The organism is Pseudomonas sp. Eqa60, assembly GCF_018326405.1.
GTDB classification, from domain to species: domain Bacteria; phylum Pseudomonadota; class Gammaproteobacteria; order Pseudomonadales; family Pseudomonadaceae; genus Aquipseudomonas; species Aquipseudomonas protegens.
This window is the reverse complement of the sequence record NZ_AP024342.1, coordinates 6607015-6628331: the sequence shown is the minus strand read 5'-3', so window position 1 is coordinate 6628331 and position 21317 is coordinate 6607015. Positions and strand designations below refer to the sequence as shown.

Here is a 21317-nt window from a genome sequence, read left to right as displayed (position 1 = left end):
GCCTCAAGGGAATGCTTGCCAAGGGTTGCAGGGTTTTGCCGGGATCAACCCGCGGCCTGCAGGCGCGAAGGTTCCGCCAGCTCCAGCTCCACGTCACAGACACTGATCAGGTTGCGCAGCTTTGCGCCGATCACCTGGGCCCGATGCCAGCTCAGGTCGTCGAGTTCCACCTCCATATACAGCGTGGCGTCCTGCTGCTGCATCGACACCCGCTGCGGCACCAGGAACTGCAGGGCGAAGTGGTTGAGGATGCGGCACAGCACATCGGCCTCGGCGTCGGCCACTATCCGGTAGTGCACGCGACAGTGAGCATTGTTGAGGTTCCAGGCATCGGTGCGGGGGGCTGGCTCGAAAGGGGGCATGGCGGTCTCCAGGTCAGTGGAGAAATTTTTACATTCGGTTTCGGGTATTTCTTATCTAAGATTGGGTTTTTTTGCTTGAATATGAATTGTTCAATTCAATTTTTAATGTTTATGGGTATTTATTATGCATAGCGACCTGGACGCCTATGACCGCCGCATCCTTGCGCTGCTGCAAGAGGACGCCTCGCTTTCCAGTGCGCAGATCGCCGAGCAGGTGGGGTTGTCCCAGTCGCCATGCTGGCGACGGATCCAGCGGATGAAGGAGGAGGGGGTGATCCGCGGCCAGGTGACCCTGCTGGACCGCAAGAAGATCGGCCTCAACACGCAGATCTTCGCCGAGATCAAGCTCAACGCTCACGGGCGCTCCAACTTCACCGAGTTCACCGAGGCGATCCGCGGTTTTCCGGAAGTGCTGGAGTGCTATGTGCTGATGGGCGCGGTGGACTTTCTGCTGCGGATCGTGACCGCGGATATCGAAGCCTATGAACGCTTCTTCTTCGAGAAGCTGTCCATGGTGCCGGGTATCCAGGAGGTGAACTCGATCGTTGCCCTGTCGGAGATCAAGTCCACCACCAGCCTGCCGGTCATGCGCTGAGGGGCGGGGTTACAGGCGCAGGAGGGTTTTCCAGGCACGGTTCTGGAACACCGCGATGGCCTGCTGCTTGCGGGCGTCGAGGGCTTCGTCGGTGATCGGCTCGTTGGCCAGTTGGGCCAGTTTGTTCAACTCGCCGTAGAGACGGTCCAGTTCCGGGATCTCCAGCGCGGAGCGGGCGTGGTGCAACCAGGCCTGGATGCGTTCAATGCGCGGCAACTGCTCGGCCAGGTCTTCCGGTTGCTGCTGATAGCGCGGCAGTTGCAGGGAGGTGGCTTCCTCGGCCAGCAGGCGTGGCAACCAGCTGCTCAGCTGTGCGGCGCCCTGGCGGTTGCCCCGGGTGTTGCGGTCAGCGGTCCAGGCCCGGGCCAGCAGCCAGCGCGAGGTATTCAGCGAGAACAGGCCCCAGCGCACGTCCTGCAACTCTTCGATGAACTGCTCCGGCGCGGCCTTGCGCACGTCTTCGTCATCAAGACCGGCCTGTACCAGCGGACGCCAGTCTTCCAGCAGGGCGTCCAGGGCACTGCGCAACTCAGCGGTGGACTGGCGCGGTGCGGCCTGGCCCAGGCTGCTGGCCAGGGCTCGCAGCTCGGCAAGGTTGTCCACCCAGTCCTGCAGCAGGCGCCAGTGGCCATTGAAGCGGTACTGCTCGGCCAGGCGCTGGCTGCTGCCCAGCAGGTGCCAGGCCAGAGCGGCGAAAGCTTCGTCCAGGGGCGTCTCGGCGCTCAATTGCGGCGCGGGCAGGCTCAGGGAGTAGCTGCCGGCGTCGAACAGGCGATAGCCGCGCTCGGCCTTGCTGATATCGCAGGGCATCAGCGGCAGGGTCAGGGCCAGCTCCGCTGCCAACTCCAGCAGGGCAGCCGGTTCGCCTTCACGCAGCTCCAGTTCCAGCTCGCAGATTTCTTCCTTTTGCTTGCCGGCGATGACTTGGCCCAAGTCCAGGGCGGCTTCGATCACCACCTTGGCCTTGCCGCGGCCCCAGGCGATTTCCGCGCGCTCGCGGACGAAATCCGTGGTGAACAACGGCTTGAGGGTCTTCTTGTCCAGTTCGGCCAGGGCTTCGGGCCAGCATTGGCCTTCGAGCTTTTTCACGTCCAGCTTGGCCTTGGCCAGTTGCCAGTCGTACTCGTTGCGTTCGGACAGGCCGGCGACGCTCTGGCCGCTGGTCTTCAGGGTCTGGATCACCGCATCACCGTCGCGACGCAGGCGCAGGGCGACTTTGGCCCGGGCCAGGTCGCGTTCTGGGGTGTCGAAGTACTGATTCATCAGTTCACGGCGTTCCCAGCCACTTTTGTTGCGTTTTTTCAGTAGCGGGTGCTCGCGCAGGGCGGCGAGGGTTTCGCGGCTGACGCGGAGTTTGATTTCGGTTTCTTTCTGCATGGCCGGAAAATCCAGGATCGGGAGCGCAGCCGGGGAAGAGTTGGCTGCCAAGGCCGTGCAGTGTACAGGACAAGGCGCCCGCAGGTGCCGCGGCGGTTCCTTCCGCTTGCGGGATGCCTCTATGATGGGCCTCACATTGGGATTCCCGGAGACAGCTCATGCCCCTGCCGTCCATGAAGGATCAGTTTGCCGCGCTGATCGCCGCGCCATCGGTGAGCTGCACTCAAGCAGCACTGGATCAATCCAACCGTGCGGTGATCGACCTGCTGGCCGGTTGGCTCGGCGACCTGGGTTTTGCCTGTGACATCCAGCAGGTCAGCCCCGGCAAGTTCAACCTGCTGGCCAGTTTCGGCAGTGGCCCTGGCGGCCTGGTACTGGCCGGGCACAGCGACACCGTGCCCTATGACAGCGCGCTGTGGCAGACCGACCCCTTGAAGCTGACCGAAGTCGACGGCCGCTGGGTCGGCCTGGGCAGTTGCGACATGAAGGGTTTCTTCGCCCTGATCATCGAGGCAGTGCGGCCCCTGCTGGATCAGCCTTTCAAGCAGCCGCTGCTGGTCCTCGCCACTTGCGACGAAGAAAGCTCCATGGCCGGGGCGCGGGCCTTGGCGCAAGCCGGCCGGCCCCTGGGGCGCGCGGCGGTGATCGGCGAGCCTACGGGGCTCAAGCCGATTCGCCTGCACAAGGGGGTGATGATGGAGCGCATCGAGATCCTCGGCCGCAGCGGCCATTCGTCGGACCCAAGCCTGGGTCGCAGTGCCCTGGAAGCCATGCACGATGCCATTGGCGAGCTGCGGGGCCTGCGGTTGCTGTGGCAGCGCGAGTACCGCAATGCGCAGTTCAGCGTCCCGCAACCGACCCTGAACTTCGGCTGCATCCATGGCGGCGACAACCCCAACCGCATCTGTGGCCAGTGTTCCCTGGAGTTCGACCTGCGGCCCCTGCCGGGCATGGATCCGGACGTGCTGCGCGAGGCCATCCGGCAGAAGCTCAAGCCGATTGCCGAACGCCATGAAGTGAAGATCGACTATGCGCCGTTGTTCCCCGCGGTCCCGCCTTTCGAGCAGCCCGAGGATGCCGAGTTGGTGCGAGTGGCAGAGCGGTTGACCGGGCATCGTGCCGAAGCAGTAGCGTTTGGCACCGAAGCACCTTATCTTCAGCGCCTTGGCTGCGAGACCCTGGTGCTCGGCCCGGGTGATATCGCCTGTGCCCACCAGCCGGGGGAGTACCTCGAAATGTCACGCTTGCAGCCTACCGTGCATCTATTACGTGAATTGATTGAACATTACTGCCTGACGCCGGCCCAATTTCAGTAAATTGCCGGTGGCCTTGTCCGTACCCATGAGGAGAGTAAGCGTGTTGCCAAGCCTGTTCCGACGATAACCATCAGCCCGCTGTGAGTTTTCCGTTTCGTCCTTTCATAGGCTGCTTTTTATTTACAGGCTCAGGTTCATGCCCGAATACGTCAATTGGCTTCGCCACGCGTCTCCCTATATCAATGCCCACCGCGACTGCACCTTCGTGGTCATGCTGCCCGGCGACGGCGTTGAACACCCCAACTTCGGCAATATCGTCCACGACCTGGTGCTGCTCCACAGCCTGGGGGTGCGCCTGGTGCTGGTGCACGGCTCGCGCCCACAGATCGAAGCCCGTCTGGCGGCCCGTGGCCTGACGCCCCATTACCATCACGGCCTCAGGATCACCGACGCGGCAACCCTGGAGTGCGTGATCGATGCCGTGGGCCAGTTGCGCATCGCTATCGAGGCGCGCCTGTCCATGGACATGGCCTCTTCACCGATGCAGGGCTCGCGGTTGCGGGTGGCCAGCGGCAACCTGGTGACTGCCCGTCCGATCGGCGTGCTGGAAGGCGTCGACTATCACCACACCGGCGAAGTGCGCCGGGTCGATCGCAAGGGCATCAATCGCCTGCTGGACGAGCGCTCCATCGTCCTGCTCTCGCCCCTGGGGTATTCCCCCACCGGGGAAACCTTCAACCTGGCCTGCGAAGACGTGGCCACGCGCGCCGCCATCGACCTTGGGGCCGACAAACTACTGCTGTTCGGCGCCGACCCGGGCCTGCTGGATGAAAACGGCAAGCTGGTGCGCGAATTGCGCCCGCAACAGGTGCCGGCGCATTTGCAGCGCCTGGGGGGCAACTATCAGGCCGAGCTGCTGGATGCCGCCGCCGAGGCGTGCCGCGGCGGAGTCGGACGCAGCCATATCGTCAGCTACGCCGAGGACGGCGCCTTGCTGACCGAACTCTTCACCCGCGACGGCGGCGGCACCCTGGTGGCCCAGGAACAGTTCGAGCGGGTGCGCGAGGCGGCGATCGAGGACGTGGGCGGCTTGCTGGAGCTGATCAGCCCGCTGGAAGAGCAGGGCATCCTCGTGCGGCGTTCCCGCGAGGTGCTGGAGCGCGAGATCGAGCAGTTCAGTGTGGTGGAGCGCGAGGGCATGATCATCGCCTGCGCGGCCCTGTACCAGATTGCCGATTCCGATGCCGGTGAGCTGGCGTGCCTGGCGGTGAACCCCGAGTACCGCCATGGCAAGCGTGGCGACGAGCTGCTGGAAAGGATCGAGACCCGCGCTCGGGCCCAGGGCTTGAAGACGCTGTTCGTCCTCACCACTCGTACCGCTCACTGGTTCCGCGAGCGGGGTTTCGTGCCCAGCAGTGTCGAGCGCCTGCCATCGGCCCGGGCCTCGCTGTACAACTACCAGCGCAATTCGAAGATCTTCGAAAAAGCCCTCTGAACCCGCCTCTTTGCGCAACTGGCCGCCACGGCCCGATCAATTGATCGAACCGTGGCGGCCAGTTGCACATGTCAGAAAAATTTCATTTCGATACAAAAACTGTAACAAATTGACGGGAGGATAGGCTCTTAGCCATGATTGCGTCGCTTTTTTGATCCTGAATGACGTTTTGCGCTTGTACACGCAGGGGATCTTGGGGGCTGAGTCAGGGGAATATTTTTCAGAAATAAGCTTGCGAGCGTCTACGCTGCGATTCGCCGTTTGATAATGGCGAGCTTTATTCCTGAAAGGTATGAAAAAGAATTAAACAATTCTTTTTGGGTTTATGAGTAATTCATTACCCTGCATGGACCAAATCACTGCGATTAGACCATGGTCGTAGACACAGGTCGTTACGATTGACTTATCAGTCACGGTCTGGCGCTAATCGCGCATCTGTGGCACCCGGGCGTTCGATCCGGGGCCAGGAACCACAAGAATTAGAAACGAGAGGAGCGATACATGAACAAGTCCACCTTGGCCCTGGCTGTGGCCGTAGGGGTTTTGGCGCAGCAGGCAGGCGCCGCCGGTTTCATCGAAGACAGCAAGGCCACCCTGGGCTTGCGCAACTTCTATATCAATACTGATAACCGTGACGGTCCTGGCGCGAACAAGAACGAAGAATGGGGCCAAGGCTTCGATCTGCGTTTCATCTCGGGTTACACCCAAGGTACCGTTCAGTTCGGTGTTGACGCTATTGGCCTGTACGGCGTTCGTCTGGATTCCAGCCCTGCCAAGAGTGGTAACTCCAGCGGGAGTGCTTCCGGTGGCACCATCTTTCCAAGCGACGGCAACCGTGCAGTTCCTGACTTCGCCAGCCTGGGCCTGACCGGCAAGGTCAAGATCTCCCAGACCGAACTGAAGATCGGTACCCTCCAGCCGAACAACCCGGTTATCAAGACTAACGATGGTCGTCTGCTGCCACAAACCTTCCAGGGTGGCCAGATCACTTCGAACGAGATCAAGGACCTGACCCTGACCGCAGGTCAGATCGAGCACGCCAAAGGCCGTAACTCGAGCAACAACGAAGGTCTGTCGATCGCTAACGCCAACGCTGGTTCCAACTACAGCAAAGGTGAGTTCACCAACAAGTTCTACTTCGCCGGTGCGGACTACAAGATCACCAAGGATCTGACCGCTTCCTACTACTACGGCGAGCTGAAAGACTTCTACACCCAGAACTTCCTGGGTCTGGTGCACAACTGGGCTATCGGCCCGGGCGTCCTGAAAAGTGACCTGCGTTACTACCGCAGCCGTGACAACGGTGCCAACGGTGATACCGCCACTTACTTCTCCCCAGGCTACTACGGCGGCAACATCACCAAGGGCAAGGTCGACAACAACCTGTACAGCTACCTGGCCCTTTACTCGGTTGAGGGGCACACCTTCGGCGGTGGCTATCAGTACACAAATGGCGACAGCGACTTCCCTTGGCTGAACCAGGGTGATGGCTCCTCCAACAGCACCATCACCGACATGCAAATCCAGAAGTTCGCCCGTGCTGGCGAGCGTACCTGGCAGGCGCGTTACGGCTATGATTTCGCCAAGGTTGGCGTACCAGGCCTGACCGCTAACGTGATCTACCTGCGCGGCAACAACATCGAGACCACCGTCGGCGACAAGACTGAGTGGGAACGTGACCTGACTGTTGCTTACGTTATTCCGGAAGGCCCGCTGAAAAACCTCGGCTTTGCCTGGAAAAACGCTATGTGGCGTACCGACCTGGCTTCGACTCGTTCCCAGGACGAAAACCGCCTGATCGTCAGCTATTCGATCCCGCTGCTGTAATAGCGTGATAAAGCCTCGCCCGGCGCAATGCCGGGCGAGGTGTTGTTTCAAGTCAGGCCCACCCCCGTGAGCCCTTCCTGAATCCCCCTCTTTTTACAGCTACTCAAGGCCTTCTCGAACCTTGTTGAGAAGGGTGGTCTTCGCTCGTCCGCGAGTCCAGTGAAGAGATTTTTAATATTCAATTCAGTTATTAATAAATCGATATATATTCTTTTTAAATAGTCTCCCGTGCAGGCAGAGTAGCTTCATCACGCACTCACAGGAGCAGCACCCATGAGCCTCAGACTGGGCGACATCGCCCCCGACTTCGAACAGGATTCCAGTGCCGGCAAGATTCGTTTCCACGAGTGGCTGGGCGATAGCTGGGGCGTGCTGTTTTCTCATCCGGCGGATTTCACTCCGGTATGCACCACCGAGTTGGGCTTTACCGCCAAGCTCAAGGACGAATTCGCACAACGCGGGGTGAAGGCCATTGCCCTCTCGGTGGACCCGGTGGACTCCCATCACAAGTGGATCGAAGACATCAACGAGACCCAGAACACCCGGGTCAACTTCCCGATCCTGGCGGATGCCGATCGCAAGGTCTCGGACCTCTATGACCTGATCCACCCCAATGCCAACGACACCCTGACCGTACGCTCGCTGTTCGTCATCGACCCGAACAAGAAGATTCGCCTGACCATCACCTACCCGGCCAGCACCGGGCGCAACTTCCACGAAATCCTGCGGGTAATCGATTCGCTGCAACTCACCGACAACTACAAGGTGGCCACCCCGGCCAACTGGCAGGACGGAGACGAAGTGGTGATCGTGCCTTCGCTCAAGGACGAGGAAGAGATCAAGCGTCGCTTTCCCAAGGGCTATCGCGCAGTGAAGCCCTATCTGCGCCTGACGCCGCAACCCAACCGCTGATACACCAACCGCCGTAGGAGCTCGCTTGCCGACAAAGGCGGTCGTGAGGCCGGCGCAAGTTTCGCGGACCCTTTCGCGGGCAAGCCCGCTCCTACGAAGCACGCAGGAGCAACAGATCCATAAAGCAGGGGTTTAAGGCCGTTCCGACGGCCTATTTTTTTGCCTGCGGAAAATACTTCCTTATATATTTTTAAGGAATAAACAAATGAATAAATAAGATTTATGGATATAAAAATAGGCTGTTAAGGTCTCTCCAATCCGGCGAGATCGCATCCCGCGAATCGCTTTCTTCGTTCAAGGAATTCTCTGCATGCTGGTGGTCTCTCTCGGTGGCAGTCCCAGCCAACGCTCCCGTTCCGGGGTGCTGCTGGAGTTGGCCAAGCGCTGGTTACAGCAGCAAGGCGTGGAAGTGGTCAGCTACCAGGTACGGGACTTCCCGGCCGAGGATCTGCTCCACGCGCGCTTCGACAGCCCCAAGGTCATCGACCTGCTGCAACAGATCGAACAGGCCGATGGCCTGCTGATTGCGACGCCGGTGTACAAAGCGTCGTTTTCCGGGGCCCTGAAAACCCTGCTCGACCTGCTGCCCGAGCGGGCCCTGAGCCACAAGGTGGTGCTGCCCATGGCTACCGGCGGCAGTATTGCCCACATGCTGGCGGTGGATTACGCATTGAAGCCGGTGCTTTCGGCCCTCAAGGCCCAGGAGATGCTCCAGGGCATCTTTGCCGAGGACAGCCAGATCGCCTACGGCGAGGGCAGCGCCCAGCCGCAATTGGCCGAGGCCCTGGAGCAACGCTTGAAAGAAGCGCTCGAGCAGTTCCACAGCGCCATGGCCCGTCGCCCCAAACCGCTGGATCCGCATCTGCTCAATGAACGCCTGTTGAGTGCTCGCTGGAGCATTTGAGCCTCACCCCCGATTGAAATACTCGCCTTACTCGCCCGCCAACGGGCAAGCAGGTGCAGCCACAACCCCATAGCAAAAAGGAGAGCGCCATGCGCCCTGTCATTTTGCGTCGCGGTCTGGTCGCTCTGTTTGCTGCGGCTGTGTCCTTCGGCGCCATTGTTCAAGCTCAGGCCGAGACCTTGCGGATCGGTTATCAGAAGTACGGCACCCTGGTGCTGCTCAAGGCCAAGGGTTCCCTGGAGAAGCGCCTGGCGCAGCAGGGCGTCGAGGTGCAATGGACTGAATTTCCCGGAGGCCCACAGTTGCTGGAGGGCCTCAATGTCGGGTCCATCGACTTCGGCGTCACCGGCGAGACCCCGCCAGTCTTTGCCCAGGCCGCCGGTGCCGACCTGCTGTATGTGGCCTACGAGCCGCCGGCCCCCCATAGCGAAGCGATCCTGGTGCCCAAGGGTTCGCCGATCCAGTCGGTGCAGGACCTCAAGGGCAAGAAGGTGGTGCTGAACAAGGGCTCCAACGTCCATTACCTGCTGGTCCGCGCTCTGGAAGACGCCGGCCTGAAATACAGTGATATCCAGACCGTGTTCCTGCCGCCGGCTGATGCCCGCGCCGCATTCGAGCGGGGCAGCGTCGATGCCTGGGCCATCTGGGACCCCTACCAGGCAGCCGCCGAGCAGCAGCTACAGGCTCGCACCCTGCGTGACGGCTCGGGCATCGTCGACAACCACCAGTTCTACCTGGCCACCAAACCCTACGCGCAACAGCATCCCGAGGTGATTACCGCCCTGGTGGAAGAAGTGCGGGCGGTGGGCGAGTGGTCCAAGGGCAATCCGCAGGAAGTCACCCAGCAGGTGGCACCGCTTTTGGGCCTGCCGGCCGACATCACCCTCACTTCGGTTAAGCGCCAGGGCTATGGCGCGGGCTTCCTGACCCCGGAAGTGATCGCCGCGCAGCAGAAAATCGCCGACAGCTTCTACCAGCTCAAGCTGATTCCCAAGCCGCTGAGCATCAAAGACGTGATCTGGACGCCCACCGCCGCCGTGGCCAAAGCACCGTAATTCGACCCCTTAGGAGACAACTCCATGAGCCTCAATATCTTCTGGTTCCTGCCTACCCACGGCGACGGCCATTACCTTGGCACCGCCGAAGGCGCTCGCGCCGTCGATCATGCTTACCTGCAGCAGATCGCCCAGGCTGCCGATCGCCTGGGGTTCGGCGGCGTGCTGATCCCCACCGGACGCTCCTGCGAGGACTCCTGGCTGGTGGCGGCGTCGCTGATCCCGGTGACCCAGCGTCTGAAGTTCCTCGTGGCCCTGCGCCCGGGGATCATCTCCCCGACGGTAGCGGCGCGCCAGGCAGCGACCCTGGACCGGTTGTCCGGCGGCCGGGCGCTGTTCAACCTGGTAACCGGGGGGGATCCGGACGAACTGGCCGGCGACGGCCTGTTCCTCGACCATGAGGAGCGCTACCAGGCTTCGGTGGAGTTCACCCGTATCTGGCGCCGGGTGCTGGAAGGTGAAACCGTGGACTACGACGGCCAGCACATCAGCGTGAAGGGCGCCAAGCTGCTCTATCCGCCGCTGCAGCAACCCCGTCCGCCGCTGTATTTTGGTGGCTCCTCGGAAGCGGCCCAGGACCTGGCTGCCGAGCAGGTGGAGATGGTCCTGACCTGGGGCGAGCCGCCGGCCGCGGTGGCCGAGAAGATCCAGCAGGTGCGGGACAAGGCCGCCAAACTCGGGCGCACCGTACGCTTCGGCATCCGCCTGCATGTGATTGTGCGGGAAACCAACGCCGAGGCCTGGCAGGCTGCCGAGCGGCTGATTTCCCATCTGGACGACGACACCATCGCCCGGGCCCAGGCGTCCCTGGCGCGCTTCGATTCCGTAGGCCAGCAGCGCATGGCCGCCTTGCATGGCGGCCGCCGCGACCAGTTGGAAGTCAGCCCCAACCTCTGGGCCGGGGTCGGCCTGGTGCGCGGCGGTGCCGGTACGGCCCTGGTGGGCGACGGCCCGACCGTGGCGGCCCGCATGCAGGAGTATGCGGACCTGGGCATCGACACCTTCATCTTCTCCGGCTATCCGCACCTGGAAGAGGCCTACCGGGTGGCCGAACTGCTGTTCCCGCACCTGGACATCGAACGTCCCAAACTGCCTGAGGCGGCGGGTTACGTCAGCCCGTTCGGGGAGATGGTCGCCAACGACATCATTCCCAAAGCCGTGTCCCAGAGCTGAGGTGCGGCCATGAACGGACAACGCATAGTGCAGCGTCTGGCGCCCTGGAGCTTGCCGCTGCTGTTGTTGGCGGTGTGGCAACTGTCGGTGTCGGCGGGCTGGCTGTCGACCCGCATCCTGCCGGCCCCCAGCGCGGTGATCGAGGCTGGGGTCAGCCTGGTACGCAGTGGCGATATCTGGACCCACCTGGCCATCAGCGGCTGGCGCGCCGGCCTGGGTTTTGTCATTGGTGGCGGCATCGGCCTGGCGCTGGGCTTTATCACCGGCCTGTCGAAATGGGGTGAGCGGCTGCTGGACAGCTCGGTACAGATGATCCGCAACGTGCCGCACCTGGCGCTGATTCCCCTGGTGATCCTGTGGTTCGGCATCGATGAGTCGGCGAAGATTTTCCTGGTGGCCCTGGGCACGCTGTTCCCGATCTACCTCAACACCTACCACGGCATCCGCAACGTCGACCCGGCATTGGTGGAGATGGCGCGCAGCTACGGCCTGTCCGGCTTCGCCCTGTTCCGCCAGGTGATCCTGCCCGGCGCCCTGCCTTCGATCCTGGTGGGGGTGCGCTTTGCCCTGGGCTTCATGTGGCTGACCCTGATCGTCGCTGAAACCATTTCCGCCAGCTCCGGCATCGGCTACCTGGCAATGAACGCCCGGGAGTTCCTGCAGACCGACGTGGTGGTGCTGGCGATCGTTCTGTACGCGGTGCTCGGCAAGCTGGCGGACCTGGCCGCGCGTGGCCTGGAGCGGGTCTGGCTGCGCTGGCATCCGGCCTATCAGGTCGCCAAAGGCGGTGCCCAATGACGGCTCAACAACCTCCGCGGCTGCTGCAGGGCATTCCCCTGGCGGTGCGCAAACTGCAAAAGACCTTCGGCTCGCGGCAGGTGCTGCGGGAAATCGACCTGCACATTCCCGCCGGCCAGTTCGTGGCGGTGGTGGGGCGCAGCGGCTGCGGCAAAAGTACCTTGCTGCGCCTGCTGGCCGGTCTCGACCAGCCCAGTGCTGGCGAACTGTTGGCCGGTTCCGCGCCCTTGAGCGCTGCTATTGAAGACACCCGGCTGATGTTCCAGGAGGCGCGCCTGCTGCCCTGGAAAAAGGTCATCGATAACGTCGGGCTCGGGCTCAAGGGCAACTGGCGCCCCCAAGCCCTGCAGGCTTTGGAAGCCGTGGGCCTGGCGGACCGCGCCCAGGAATGGCCGGCGGCCCTGTCCGGTGGGCAGAAGCAGCGCGTGGCCCTGGCCCGCGCCCTGATCCACCAGCCGCGGCTGTTGCTGCTGGACGAGCCGCTGGGGGCGCTGGATGCCCTGACGCGGATCGAGATGCAGCAGTTGATCGAACGCCTGTGGCAGCAGCATGGCTTCACCGTGCTGCTGGTCACCCACGATGTCAGCGAAGCGGTGGCGATCGCCGATCGGGTGATCCTGATCGAAGACGGCGAGGTCGGTCTCGACCTGCACGTCGAGCTGCCACGCCCGCGGGTACGGGGTTCCCATCGCCTGGCGGCGCTGGAAACCGAAGTCCTCAACCGCGTGCTGTCATTGCCCGGCTCGCCGCCGGAACCGGAACCCGTTTCACCCTTGCCCACGCAACTGCGCTGGGCACTTTAAAACAGCCGCTCATTTCGACCCCAGGAGAAACACCATGACCATCAAGGCCATCAACGTACGCAACCAGTTCAAGGGCACCATCAAGGAAATCGTCGAAGGCGACGTGCTGTCGGAAATCGACGTGCAGACCGCTTCCGGCATTGTCACTTCGGTGATCACCACCCGCTCGGTGAAAGAGCTGGAGCTGTCGATTGGCAGCGAAGTGATCGCCTTTGTGAAGTCCACCGAGGTATCGATCGCCAAGTTGTGAACGGCGCCCGATCACGGCCCCGAACGGTGCGAGCCCTTCGGGGCTTTTTCATGGGCGCTGTAAATACCGGTCAGATTTGATACTTTCCCTGCTTTCGGCAAGACCTGAACAGTAAACATGACAACAGAGCAGGGTCCAAATGTGGGGTATCTGGAGTTCGATCGCGACCATTGGGCCGCTCTGCGGGCCGGTGAGCCGATGAGTCTTGCGCCATCCGAGATGGAGACGCTGACCAGTCCGACCCAGCCCATGGCGTCCGAAGAAGTGCGGCAGATCCTCCTGCCGCTGTCGCGCCTGCTGCATTTGCATGCGGCGCAGGTGCAATCGCTGAAGGTGCCGCAGAAAGGTTTCAAGGCCCCCTACGTGATCGGTGTTTCCGGCAGCGTGGCGGTGGGCAAGAGCAGTTTTGCCCGGGTCCTGGCGGCGCTGCTGGCCTATTGGCCGGGCAAGCCCAATGTGCACCTGGTGACCACGGATTCGTTCCTGTTCCCGCTGGCCACCCTGCAGGAAAAAAACATCCTGCACCGCAAGGGCTTTCCAGAGTCCTATGACAAGCCGCTGTTCTTGGATTTTCTCCAGGCGGTGTGCCGCCGGGGCGAAGCGGCGCGGATTCCCATCTATTCCCATGTGCGCTACGACATCCTGGCCGATGAGGCGCAGTCGGTGGAGGCGCCGGACATCATCATCCTGGAAGGCTTGAATGTGTTGCAGGGTGAGCAGGGCGAGGGCCTGAACGCCCTGGATTTCATTGACTTCTCGATCTATGTCGACGCTCCCGAAGCGACCATCAAGACCTGGTACCTGGAGCGGTTCGTCTACCTGAAGAACACTGCCTTCCAGTCGGGGGATTCCTACTTCAACAAGTACAAGGGCCTGTCCGATTCCGAGGCGCTGTCAGTGGCCTCCGATACCTGGGACCGGGTCAACCTGAAGAACCTGGTTGAAAATATCCTGCCGACTCGGGAGCGAGCCAACCTGATCATCCACAAGTCGGCGGACCACAGCATCGACCGGTTGCTGCTGCGTCAGGCCTGAACCGGCGTTCAGGGCGGGGTGGGGCGCTTGGCCAGGTAGGGCGGCAGGTACAGGCCCAGGTAGGCATCGAAGACGCGCATGCCTTCCTCGGCCATGCGCGGGGTGATCTGCCCGTGCTGCTGCACGGAGCGGGCATACACCCGATCTCCCAGCTCCATGGCCAGGGCGAACACGTCGACATCGACGGGTAGCGTCGGCAACTCGAAATGATGATCGAACAGCTTGTGCATCAGGTCCCCCAGCTCGATGTCGTGCTGGCGGTCGGCCTGGGTGACTTCGGTCAGGCCGTGCTGGGCGAGGATCAGTTGGCGGGCCGCCGCGTCCTCGCCGTAGATGTCGAGCATGCGTTGCTCCACCAGGCGTGACAGGTCGCGCCAGCTGCTGAGCCGCTCATGGTCGATAGGTTCCAGCAGGCAGGCGCGGAACGCCGCGTGGACATCGGCGGTAAGGGCTTCCAGCAGGGCCGGGACGCTGGCGAAGAAGTGATAGACCGAGGATGGCGGGATCTGCGCCTTGTCGGCCACGCTGTAGATCGACAGGCTGGCCACGCCCTCGGCCGCCAGCAGGGTCCGTGCGGCGTCGAGTATGGAGTCGATCCGGGCCTGGCTGCGTGCACGGGGTTTGCGAAGCGGGGCGGTGCGCGTCATCAGTCTCTCCTACAGGGCAGCGGGCATTGTACGCGAGTGGGCCGTTGTCCCTGTAGCCGCAGCCTGGGCGCATCCGAATCACGGGCATAAAAAAACGCCGCCGGGATAAACCCTGCGGCGTTCTTCAATGCAGCTGGCGCTTACACGGTGTGCAGGTACCAGTTGTACTCGAGGTCGGAGATGGAGTGTTCGAACTCCTCCAGCTCACTTTCCTTGCAGGCGACGAAGATATCGATGTATTTCGGATCGATGTACTTGGCCATGACTTCGCTGTCGTCCAACTCGCGCAGGGCATCACGCAGGTTGTTCGGCAGGCTCTGCTCGTTCTGCTCGTAGGAGTTGCCTTCGGTAGGCGCCCCCGGCTCGATCTTGTTGGTCAGGCCGTGGTGCACGCCCGCCAGGACCGAAGCCATCAGCAGATAGGGGTTGGCGTCGGCGCCGGCGACCCGGTGTTCGATGCGCACTGCATCGGCCGAGCCGGTGGGGACGCGAATGGCCACGGTACGGTTGTCCAGGCCCCAGCTCGGCGAGTTCGGCACATAGAACTGCGCGCCGAAACGGCGATAGGAGTTGACGTTCGGGCAGAGGAAGGCCATCTGCGCCGGTAGGGTCTCGAGCACACCGCCGATCGCGTGACGCAGTGCGGCGTTCTGCTCGGGATCCTCGCTGGCGAAGATGTTCTTGCCATCTTTGTCCAGAACCGAAATGTGAACGTGCAGACCGTTGCCCGCCTGGCCCGGGTAAGGCTTGGCCATGAAGGTGGTGTCCATCTCATGGTCGTAGGCGATGTTCTTGATCAGGCGCTTGAGCAGGACCGCGTAGTCGCAGGCCTTGATCGGGTCGGCCACGTGGTGCAGGTTGACTTCGAATTGTGCCGGGGCACTTTCCTTGACGATGGCGTCGGCCGGGATGCCTTGTTCCTTGGCACCTTCCAGGATGTCCTGGAGGCAGTCGACGTATTCGTCGAGGTCGTCGATCAGGTAGACCTGGGTGGAGTGCGGGCGCTTGCCGGAAATCGGCGAGCGTGGTGGCTGTGGCCGGCCGTTCACGTTCTCCTGGTCGATCAGGTAGAACTCCAGCTCGAAAGCGGCGCAGATGGTCAGGCCCAGTTCGTCGAACTTGGTCACCACCTGGCGCAGGACTTCCCGTGGATCGGCAAAGAAGGGGTCGCCTTCGAGTTCGTGCATGGTCATCAGCAATTGCGCGGTAGGGCGCTTCTGCCAGGGCTCGTTGCACAGGGTATCGGGGATTGGATAGCAGATCCGGTCGGCGTCGCCGATGTCCAGACCCAGGCCGGTGCTTTCCACCGTAGAGCCATTGATATCCAGGGCAAACAGGGAGGCCGGCAGGTTGATGCCTTTCTCGTAAACCTTGTGGAGGCTGGTGCGTTCGATGCGCTTGCCGCGCACCACACCATTCATATCCGCAATCAGAAGGTCAACGTACAGAACCTCAGGATGTTCCTTAAGGAACGCGTTCGCTTCGTTGAGCTGAACGGCACGCGGGGGTACCGACATGATGCAACACCTTTGTTGTTAAAAATATCAATCATTGATCTTTTCTGGTTTCAGTCAACCCGAACGGCATGCCGAAGTCAAGTAAGGCCTTTTATGCCCTAATAAAGGGCTGGCAAGGCTCTTTTGGGGCAAAACAGGGCGTTTTTTGGGGCTCGGCCGCCTTGGGTACCGCAGGCTTGAGCGGGCCGTGTTGTATTTTTTACGGGGGTGTTGTGTAAAAAAATGAACAAGGCTAAGCTCGAATCAAACCCATAACAGCAATAATACCGGGGTGTTTCATGTCTCGCCTGCCGTTAATCGGCGTCACCGCCTGCTCCAGGCAGATCGGTCTGCATGCTTATCACATCAGTGGCGACGAGTATGTCCACGCAGTAGCCAGCGCAGCCCAGGGCGTGCCGGTGATTATCCCGTCCATGGCGGAACTGCTTTCCCCGTCCGATATTCTGGACGGTCTGGACGGCATTCTCTTTACCGGCTCTCCCTCCAATATCGAACCTTTCCATTACCAGGGTCCTGCCAGCGCGCCGGGCACTGCTCATGATTCTGCACGGGATGCTGCCACCCTGCCGCTGCTGAACGCCGCCGTCGCAAGTGGCGTTCCGGTGCTGGGCATCTGCCGCGGCTTCCAGGAAATGAACGTGGCCCTGGGCGGCAGCCTGCATCAGAACGTGCAGCAGGTGCAGCCTTTCATGGACCACCGGCACGCCGAACAGCCCGACCAGCCCCTGGACGCCTGGTACGCGCCCGCCCATGACCTGCATATCAAGGCAGGTGGTGTTCTGGCGGGGCTGGGCCTGCCGGAGCGGATTCAAGTCAACTCGATCCATGCCCAGGGCGTCGAGCGTCTGGCCCCGGGGCTGCGGGTCGAGGCGCTGGCTCCCGACGGGTTGGTAGAGGCGGTTTCGGTAGAAGCCAGCAAGGCTTTTGCACTGGGGGTGCAATGGCACCCCGAATGGCAGGTAAGCTGCAACCCTCACTACCTGGCAATCTTCCAGGCTTTTGGTGATGCCTGCCGCAAGCGGGCAAGACAACGCGACGCCGAAGCGTCACACAAGGCCTGACTTAATAGAGAGTCAGGAAACTCAGCCTAGAGGCATTTATGAGTAACAACCTCGACCAGCTCACCGATTGGTTGAAAGACCACAAGATCACAGAAGTCGAATGCATGATCGGCGATTTGACCGGGATCACCCGGGGCAAGATCTCGCCGACCAACAAGTTCATTGCCGAAAAAGGCATGCGCCTGCCCGAGAGCGTGCTGCTGCAGACCGTGACCGGCGACTATGTCGAAGACGACATCTATTACGAACTGCTGGACCCGGCCGACATCGACATGGTCTGCCGCCCGGACCAGAACGCGGTGTACCTTGTGCCCTGGGCCATCGAGCCTACTGCCCAGGTGATCCATGACACCTACGACAAGCAGGGCAACCCCATCGAGCTGTCGCCGCGCAACGTCCTGAAGAAGGTCCTAAAACTCTACGCCGACCACGGCTGGCAGCCCATCGTGGCGCCGGAGATGGAGTTCTACCTGACCAAGCGCAGCGACGATCCGGACTACCCGTTGCAGCCGCCGATCGGCCGCTCCGGCCGCCCGGAGACCGGGCGCCAGTCGTTCTCCATTGAGGCTGCGAACGAATTCGACCCGCTGTTCGAAGACGTCTATGACTGGTGCGAACTGCAGGAGCTGGACCTGGACACGCTGATCCACGAGGACGGCACGGCGCAGATGGAGATCAACTTCCGTCACGGCGATGCCCTGTCCCTGGCCGACCAGATCCTGGTGTTCAAGCGCACCATGCGCGAAGCCGCGCTCAAGCACGACGTGGCCGCCACCTTCATGGCCAAGCCCATGACCGGCGAGCCCGGCAGCGCCATGCACCTGCACCAGAGCATCATCGATATCAACACCGGCAAGAACGTCTTCTCCAATGAAGACGGGACCATGAGCCAGCTGTTCCTCAACCACATCGGTGGTTTGCAGAAGTTCATTCCCGAGCTGCTGCCGCTGTTCGCCCCCAACGTCAACTCGTTCCGTCGTTTCCTGCCCGATACCTCGGCGCCGGTGAACGTCGAGTGGGGCGAAGAGAACCGCACCGTGGGCCTGCGGGTGCCGGATGCCGGGCCACAGAACCGTCGCGTGGAAAACCGCCTGCCGGGCGCCGACGCCAACCCATACCTGGCCATCGCCGCCAGCCTGCTGTGTGGCTACATCGGCATGGTCGAAGGCCACAACCCGAGCGCGCCCGTGGTGGGCCGTGGCTACGAGCGCCGCAACCTGCGCCTGCCACTGACCATCGAAGACGCGCTGGAGCGTATGGAAAACAGCAAGACCATCGAGAAGTACCTGGGCCAGAAATTCATCACCGGCTATGTCGCGGTGAAGCGGGCCGAGCACGAAAACTTCAAGCGCGTGATCAGTTCGTGGGAGCGGGAGTTCCTGTTGTTCGCCGTCTGATCCGCCGGGCGCCACTGCCCGCCAGTGGCGCCTTCACTGACACTAAGGAGAGATTGATGACTCATAAAAACCCGCAAACCCGCGAGTGGCAAACCCTCAGCAGTGATCACCACCTGGCACCGTTCAGTGACTTCAAGCAACTGAAGGAAAAGGGCCCGCGGATCATCACCCATGCCAAGGGTGTGTACCTCTGGGACAGTGAAGGCAATCAGATTCTCGACGGCATGGCCGGCCTGTGGTGCGTAGCCATCGGCTATGGCCGTGACGAACTGGCGGAAGCCGCCAGCAAGCAAATGCGCGAACTGCCCTATTACAACCTGTTCTTCCAGACTGCCCACCCACCGGTGCTGGAGCTGTCCAAGGCGATCGCCGATATCGCGCCAGAAGGCATGAACCACGTGTTCTTCACCGGTTCCGGCTCCGAAGGCAACGACACCATGCTGCGCATGGTCCGCCACTACTGGGCGATCAAGGGCCAGCCGAACAAGAAAACCATCATCAGCCGGGTCAATGGCTACCACGGTTCCACTGTGGCCGGTGCCAGCCTCGGCGGCATGACCTACATGCACGAGCAGGGCGACTTGCCGATCCCGGGTATCGTCCACATCCCGCAGCCTTACTGGTTCGCCGAAGGCGGCGACATGAGCCCCGAAGAGTTCGGTATCTGGGCCGCCAACCAGCTCGAAGAGAAGATCCTCGAACTGGGCGTGGACAATGTCGGGGCCTTTATCGCCGAACCGATCCAGGGCGCCGGTGGCGTGATCGTGCCGCCGGACAGCTACTGGCCGCGGATCAAGGAAATCCTTGCCAAGTACGACATCCTGTTCGTTGCCGATGAAGTGATCTGTGGCTTCGGGCGCACCGGTGAGTGGTTCGGTAGCGATTTCTACGACCTCAAGCCGGACATGATGACCATCGCCAAGGGCCTGACCTCCGGCTACATCCCCATGGGTGGGCTGATCGTGCGCGACGAAGTGGTGGCGGTGCTCAACGAGGGCGGCGACTTCAACCACGGTTTCACCTATTCCGGGCACCCGGTGGCCGCTGCCGTGGCCCTGGAAAACATCCGCATCATGCGCGAAGAGAAAATTATCCAGCGCGCCCATGAAAAAGCGGCACCGTATTTGCAGAAACGTCTGCGCGAGTTGAGCGACCACCCGCTGGTGGGCGAGGTTCGCGGGGTAGGGCTGCTGGGGGCCATCGAACTGGTCAAGGACAAGGCCACCCGGGCGCGTTACGAAGGCCGAGGCGTGGGCATGATCTGCCGGCAGTTCTGCTTCGACAACGGCCTGATCATGCGCGCGGTGGGTGACACCATGATCATTGCGCCGCCCCTGGTGATCAGCGAGGCGGAGATCGACGAGCTGGTGGCCAAGGCGCGCAAGTGTCTGGACCTGACCTTGAGTGTGCTCGAGGGCTGAGTGCTAGGCTTTGAGCGCGGTGCTTGCGGGCACTGCGTTCAAAGCAGATGTAAAAGCCTGGTCTTTTCTTGAAAGCCGGCCTTGGATCTTGCCAGACTACCCGCCGTTTTGGTTGCCCGGATATTGGCCGCTGAGCGAGTGGTTAAAAAGAATAATTGGAGCATTACGCATGAAGGCATTAGGTATGAAGTTAGCTGGCAAGACCCTCCTCGCCATGTCCCTGATGGGCGTGATGGCGGCGGCGGCACAAGCGGACGATAAAGTGCTGCACGTTTACAACTGGTCCGATTACATCGCGCCGGACACTATCAAGAAGTTTGAAGCCGAGTCGGGCATCAAGGTTGTCTACGACGTGTTCGACAGCAATGAAACCCTGGAAGCCAAGTTGCTCGCCGGCAAGTCCGGTTATGACGTTGTGGTGCCTTCCAACAACTTCCTGGCCAAGCAGATCAAGGCCGGTGTCTACCAGGAACTGGACCGCTCCAAGTTGCCGAACTGGAAGAACCTCAACGAATCGCTGCTCAAGGCGGTTTCGGTGAGCGACCCGGGCAACAAGCATGCCTTCCCTTACATGTGGGGCTCGATCGGTATCGGCTTCAACGCCGAGAAGGTCAAGGCCGCGCTGGGTGCCGATGCACCGACCAACTCCTGGGACCTGCTGTTCAAGCCTGAGAACGCTGAGAAGCTGAAGGCCTGCGGCGTCAGCTTCCTCGATTCGCCAACCGAGATGATTCCGGTGGCGCTGCACTACCTGGGCTACCCGACCGACAGCCAGGACAAGAAGCAACTGGCTGAAGCCGAAGCGCTGTTCCTCAAGATCCGTCCTTCGATCGCCTACTTCCACTCCTCCAAGTACATCTCCGACCTGGCCAACGGCAACATCTGCGTCGCCGTGGGTTACTCGGGCGACATCTACCAGGCCAAGGCCCGTGCCGCCGAAGCCGGTGACAAGGTCAAGGTCAGCTACAACATCCCCAAAGAAGGTGCTGGCAGCTTCTATGACATGGTGGCCATCCCCAAAGACGCGGAAAACGTCGAAGGCGCCTACAAGTTCATGACCTTCCTGCAAAAGCCTGAAGTCATGGCCGAAATCACCAACGCCGTGCGTTTCCCCAACGGTAACGCGGCTGCAACCCCATTGGTCGATAAAGACATCACCAGCGACCCGGGCGTCTACCCGCCAGCTGAGGTGCAGGCCAAGCTGTACGCGATCGCCGACCTGCCGGCCGCGACCCAGCGCATCCTGACCCGCAGCTGGACCAAGATCAAATCTGGTAAATAAGCCGATTTGCAGCACTCCCTGTTGCCGTCGTCGTGGCGAGGGCGGCAACAGGAAACAATTAAATGACAGAAAGTTTTGCTGGATTGGTTTATCGAGGGTAAGTTGCGCGCCGGTTTTGTTGCTGGGCAGCTTGGAGGCTGTCAGGTAGCG

General features: G+C 61.6%; 20 protein-coding genes. 16 read left to right on the top strand and 4 right to left on the bottom strand.

All coding sequences use genetic code 11. The annotated features are described in order from the left end of the window. Positions 1-44: 44 nt before the first annotated feature. Positions 45-362 carry a hypothetical protein gene (locus KI242_RS30135; RefSeq protein WP_041120325.1) on the bottom strand — a complete coding sequence of 106 codons (318 nt, stop codon included), beginning with the start codon at positions 360-362 and terminating at the stop codon, positions 45-47. 124 nt (positions 363-486) lie between these two features. Between KI242_RS30135 and KI242_RS30130 the strand changes: the two genes are divergently transcribed. After that, the gene (locus KI242_RS30130; protein WP_011064117.1) at positions 487-957 is read left to right on the top strand and encodes an Lrp/AsnC family transcriptional regulator; all 471 of its coding nucleotides are present in this window, start codon (positions 487-489) and stop codon (positions 955-957) included. 9 nt (positions 958-966) lie between these two features. Here KI242_RS30130 and KI242_RS30125 read toward each other — a convergent pair whose 3' ends face one another. Further along, entirely contained in the window at positions 967-2334 is a 1368-nt protein-coding gene (locus KI242_RS30125) for a CYTH domain-containing protein (protein WP_212805778.1), read from the bottom strand. 158 nt (positions 2335-2492) lie between these two features. Here KI242_RS30125 and argE point away from each other — a divergent pair, with 158 nt between their 5' ends. The 11 genes from argE (at position 2493) to coaA (ending at position 13842) form a co-directional block, all read left to right on the top strand. Then, positions 2493-3650 (top strand): acetylornithine deacetylase, encoded by a 1158-nt coding sequence (gene argE / locus KI242_RS30120; protein WP_011064115.1) that lies wholly within the window; start codon positions 2493-2495, stop codon positions 3648-3650. 136 nt (positions 3651-3786) lie between these two features. Next, complete coding sequence (argA, locus tag KI242_RS30115) at positions 3787-5085, top strand: amino-acid N-acetyltransferase (protein WP_011064114.1); 1299 nt, start codon at positions 3787-3789, stop codon at positions 5083-5085. A 501-nt stretch (positions 5086-5586) separates the two neighbouring features. Next, the gene (locus tag KI242_RS30110; RefSeq protein ID WP_011064113.1) at positions 5587-6912 is read left to right on the top strand and encodes an OprD family porin; all 1326 of its coding nucleotides are present in this window, start codon (positions 5587-5589) and stop codon (positions 6910-6912) included. Positions 6913-7185: 273 nt separating this feature from the next. After that, positions 7186-7824 (top strand): peroxiredoxin, encoded by a 639-nt coding sequence (locus tag KI242_RS30105; RefSeq protein WP_011064112.1) that lies wholly within the window; start codon positions 7186-7188, stop codon positions 7822-7824. Positions 7825-8134: 310 nt separating this feature from the next. Beyond that, complete coding sequence (gene ssuE / locus KI242_RS30100) at positions 8135-8728, top strand: NADPH-dependent FMN reductase (protein WP_011064111.1); 594 nt, start codon at positions 8135-8137, stop codon at positions 8726-8728. An 89-nt stretch (positions 8729-8817) separates the two neighbouring features. Next, positions 8818-9783, top strand: coding sequence for a sulfonate ABC transporter substrate-binding protein (locus tag KI242_RS30095; RefSeq protein WP_011064110.1), 966 nt, complete (start codon positions 8818-8820; stop codon positions 9781-9783). 24 nt (positions 9784-9807) lie between these two features. After that, a complete protein-coding gene (gene ssuD / locus KI242_RS30090) occupies positions 9808-10956 on the top strand; it encodes an FMNH2-dependent alkanesulfonate monooxygenase (protein WP_015637415.1) in 1149 nt (382 codons plus the stop codon). A 9-nt stretch (positions 10957-10965) separates the two neighbouring features. Continuing rightward, positions 10966-11754 carry an aliphatic sulfonate ABC transporter permease SsuC gene (ssuC, locus tag KI242_RS30085; protein ID WP_212805777.1) on the top strand — a complete coding sequence of 263 codons (789 nt, stop codon included), beginning with the start codon at positions 10966-10968 and terminating at the stop codon, positions 11752-11754. Next, complete coding sequence (ssuB, locus tag KI242_RS30080; protein WP_011064107.1) at positions 11751-12557, top strand: aliphatic sulfonates ABC transporter ATP-binding protein; 807 nt, start codon at positions 11751-11753, stop codon at positions 12555-12557. The genes ssuC and ssuB overlap by 4 nt, the downstream gene beginning before the upstream one ends. A 34-nt stretch (positions 12558-12591) precedes the next feature. After that, on the top strand, positions 12592-12807 hold the full coding sequence (locus KI242_RS30075) for a TOBE domain-containing protein (protein ID WP_011064106.1): 216 nt from the start codon (positions 12592-12594) through the stop codon (positions 12805-12807). Positions 12808-12924: 117 nt separating this feature from the next. Beyond that, the gene (gene coaA / locus KI242_RS30070) at positions 12925-13842 is read left to right on the top strand and encodes a type I pantothenate kinase (RefSeq protein WP_212805776.1); all 918 of its coding nucleotides are present in this window, start codon (positions 12925-12927) and stop codon (positions 13840-13842) included. Between the two features lie 8 nt (positions 13843-13850). On the opposite strand, the gene KI242_RS30065 is transcribed toward coaA, so the two are convergent. Both KI242_RS30065 and KI242_RS30060 read right to left on the bottom strand, forming a co-directional pair. After that, positions 13851-14489, bottom strand: a complete 639-nt coding sequence (locus KI242_RS30065) for a TetR/AcrR family transcriptional regulator (protein ID WP_011064104.1) — start codon at positions 14487-14489, stop codon at positions 13851-13853. Positions 14490-14629: 140 nt separating this feature from the next. Next, positions 14630-16006 carry a glutamine synthetase family protein gene (locus KI242_RS30060; RefSeq protein WP_011064103.1) on the bottom strand — a complete coding sequence of 459 codons (1377 nt, stop codon included), beginning with the start codon at positions 16004-16006 and terminating at the stop codon, positions 14630-14632. A gap of 278 nt (positions 16007-16284) precedes the next feature. On the opposite strand from KI242_RS30060, the gene KI242_RS30055 reads away from it, so the two are divergent. The 4 genes from KI242_RS30055 to KI242_RS30040 all read left to right on the top strand — a co-directional run bounded on the left by KI242_RS30055 (position 16285) and on the right by KI242_RS30040 (position 21167). After that, positions 16285-17067 (top strand): gamma-glutamyl-gamma-aminobutyrate hydrolase family protein, encoded by a 783-nt coding sequence (locus KI242_RS30055; protein ID WP_077934929.1) that lies wholly within the window; start codon positions 16285-16287, stop codon positions 17065-17067. A 38-nt stretch (positions 17068-17105) separates the two neighbouring features. After that, on the top strand, positions 17106-18464 hold the full coding sequence (locus KI242_RS30050; RefSeq protein WP_011064101.1) for a glutamine synthetase family protein: 1359 nt from the start codon (positions 17106-17108) through the stop codon (positions 18462-18464). A 56-nt stretch (positions 18465-18520) separates the two neighbouring features. Next, positions 18521-19885, top strand: coding sequence for an aspartate aminotransferase family protein (locus KI242_RS30045; protein WP_011064100.1), 1365 nt, complete (start codon positions 18521-18523; stop codon positions 19883-19885). Positions 19886-20069: 184 nt separating this feature from the next. Further along, complete coding sequence (locus KI242_RS30040) at positions 20070-21167, top strand: polyamine ABC transporter substrate-binding protein (RefSeq protein ID WP_026020018.1); 1098 nt, start codon at positions 20070-20072, stop codon at positions 21165-21167. Positions 21168-21317 lie beyond the last annotated feature (150 nt).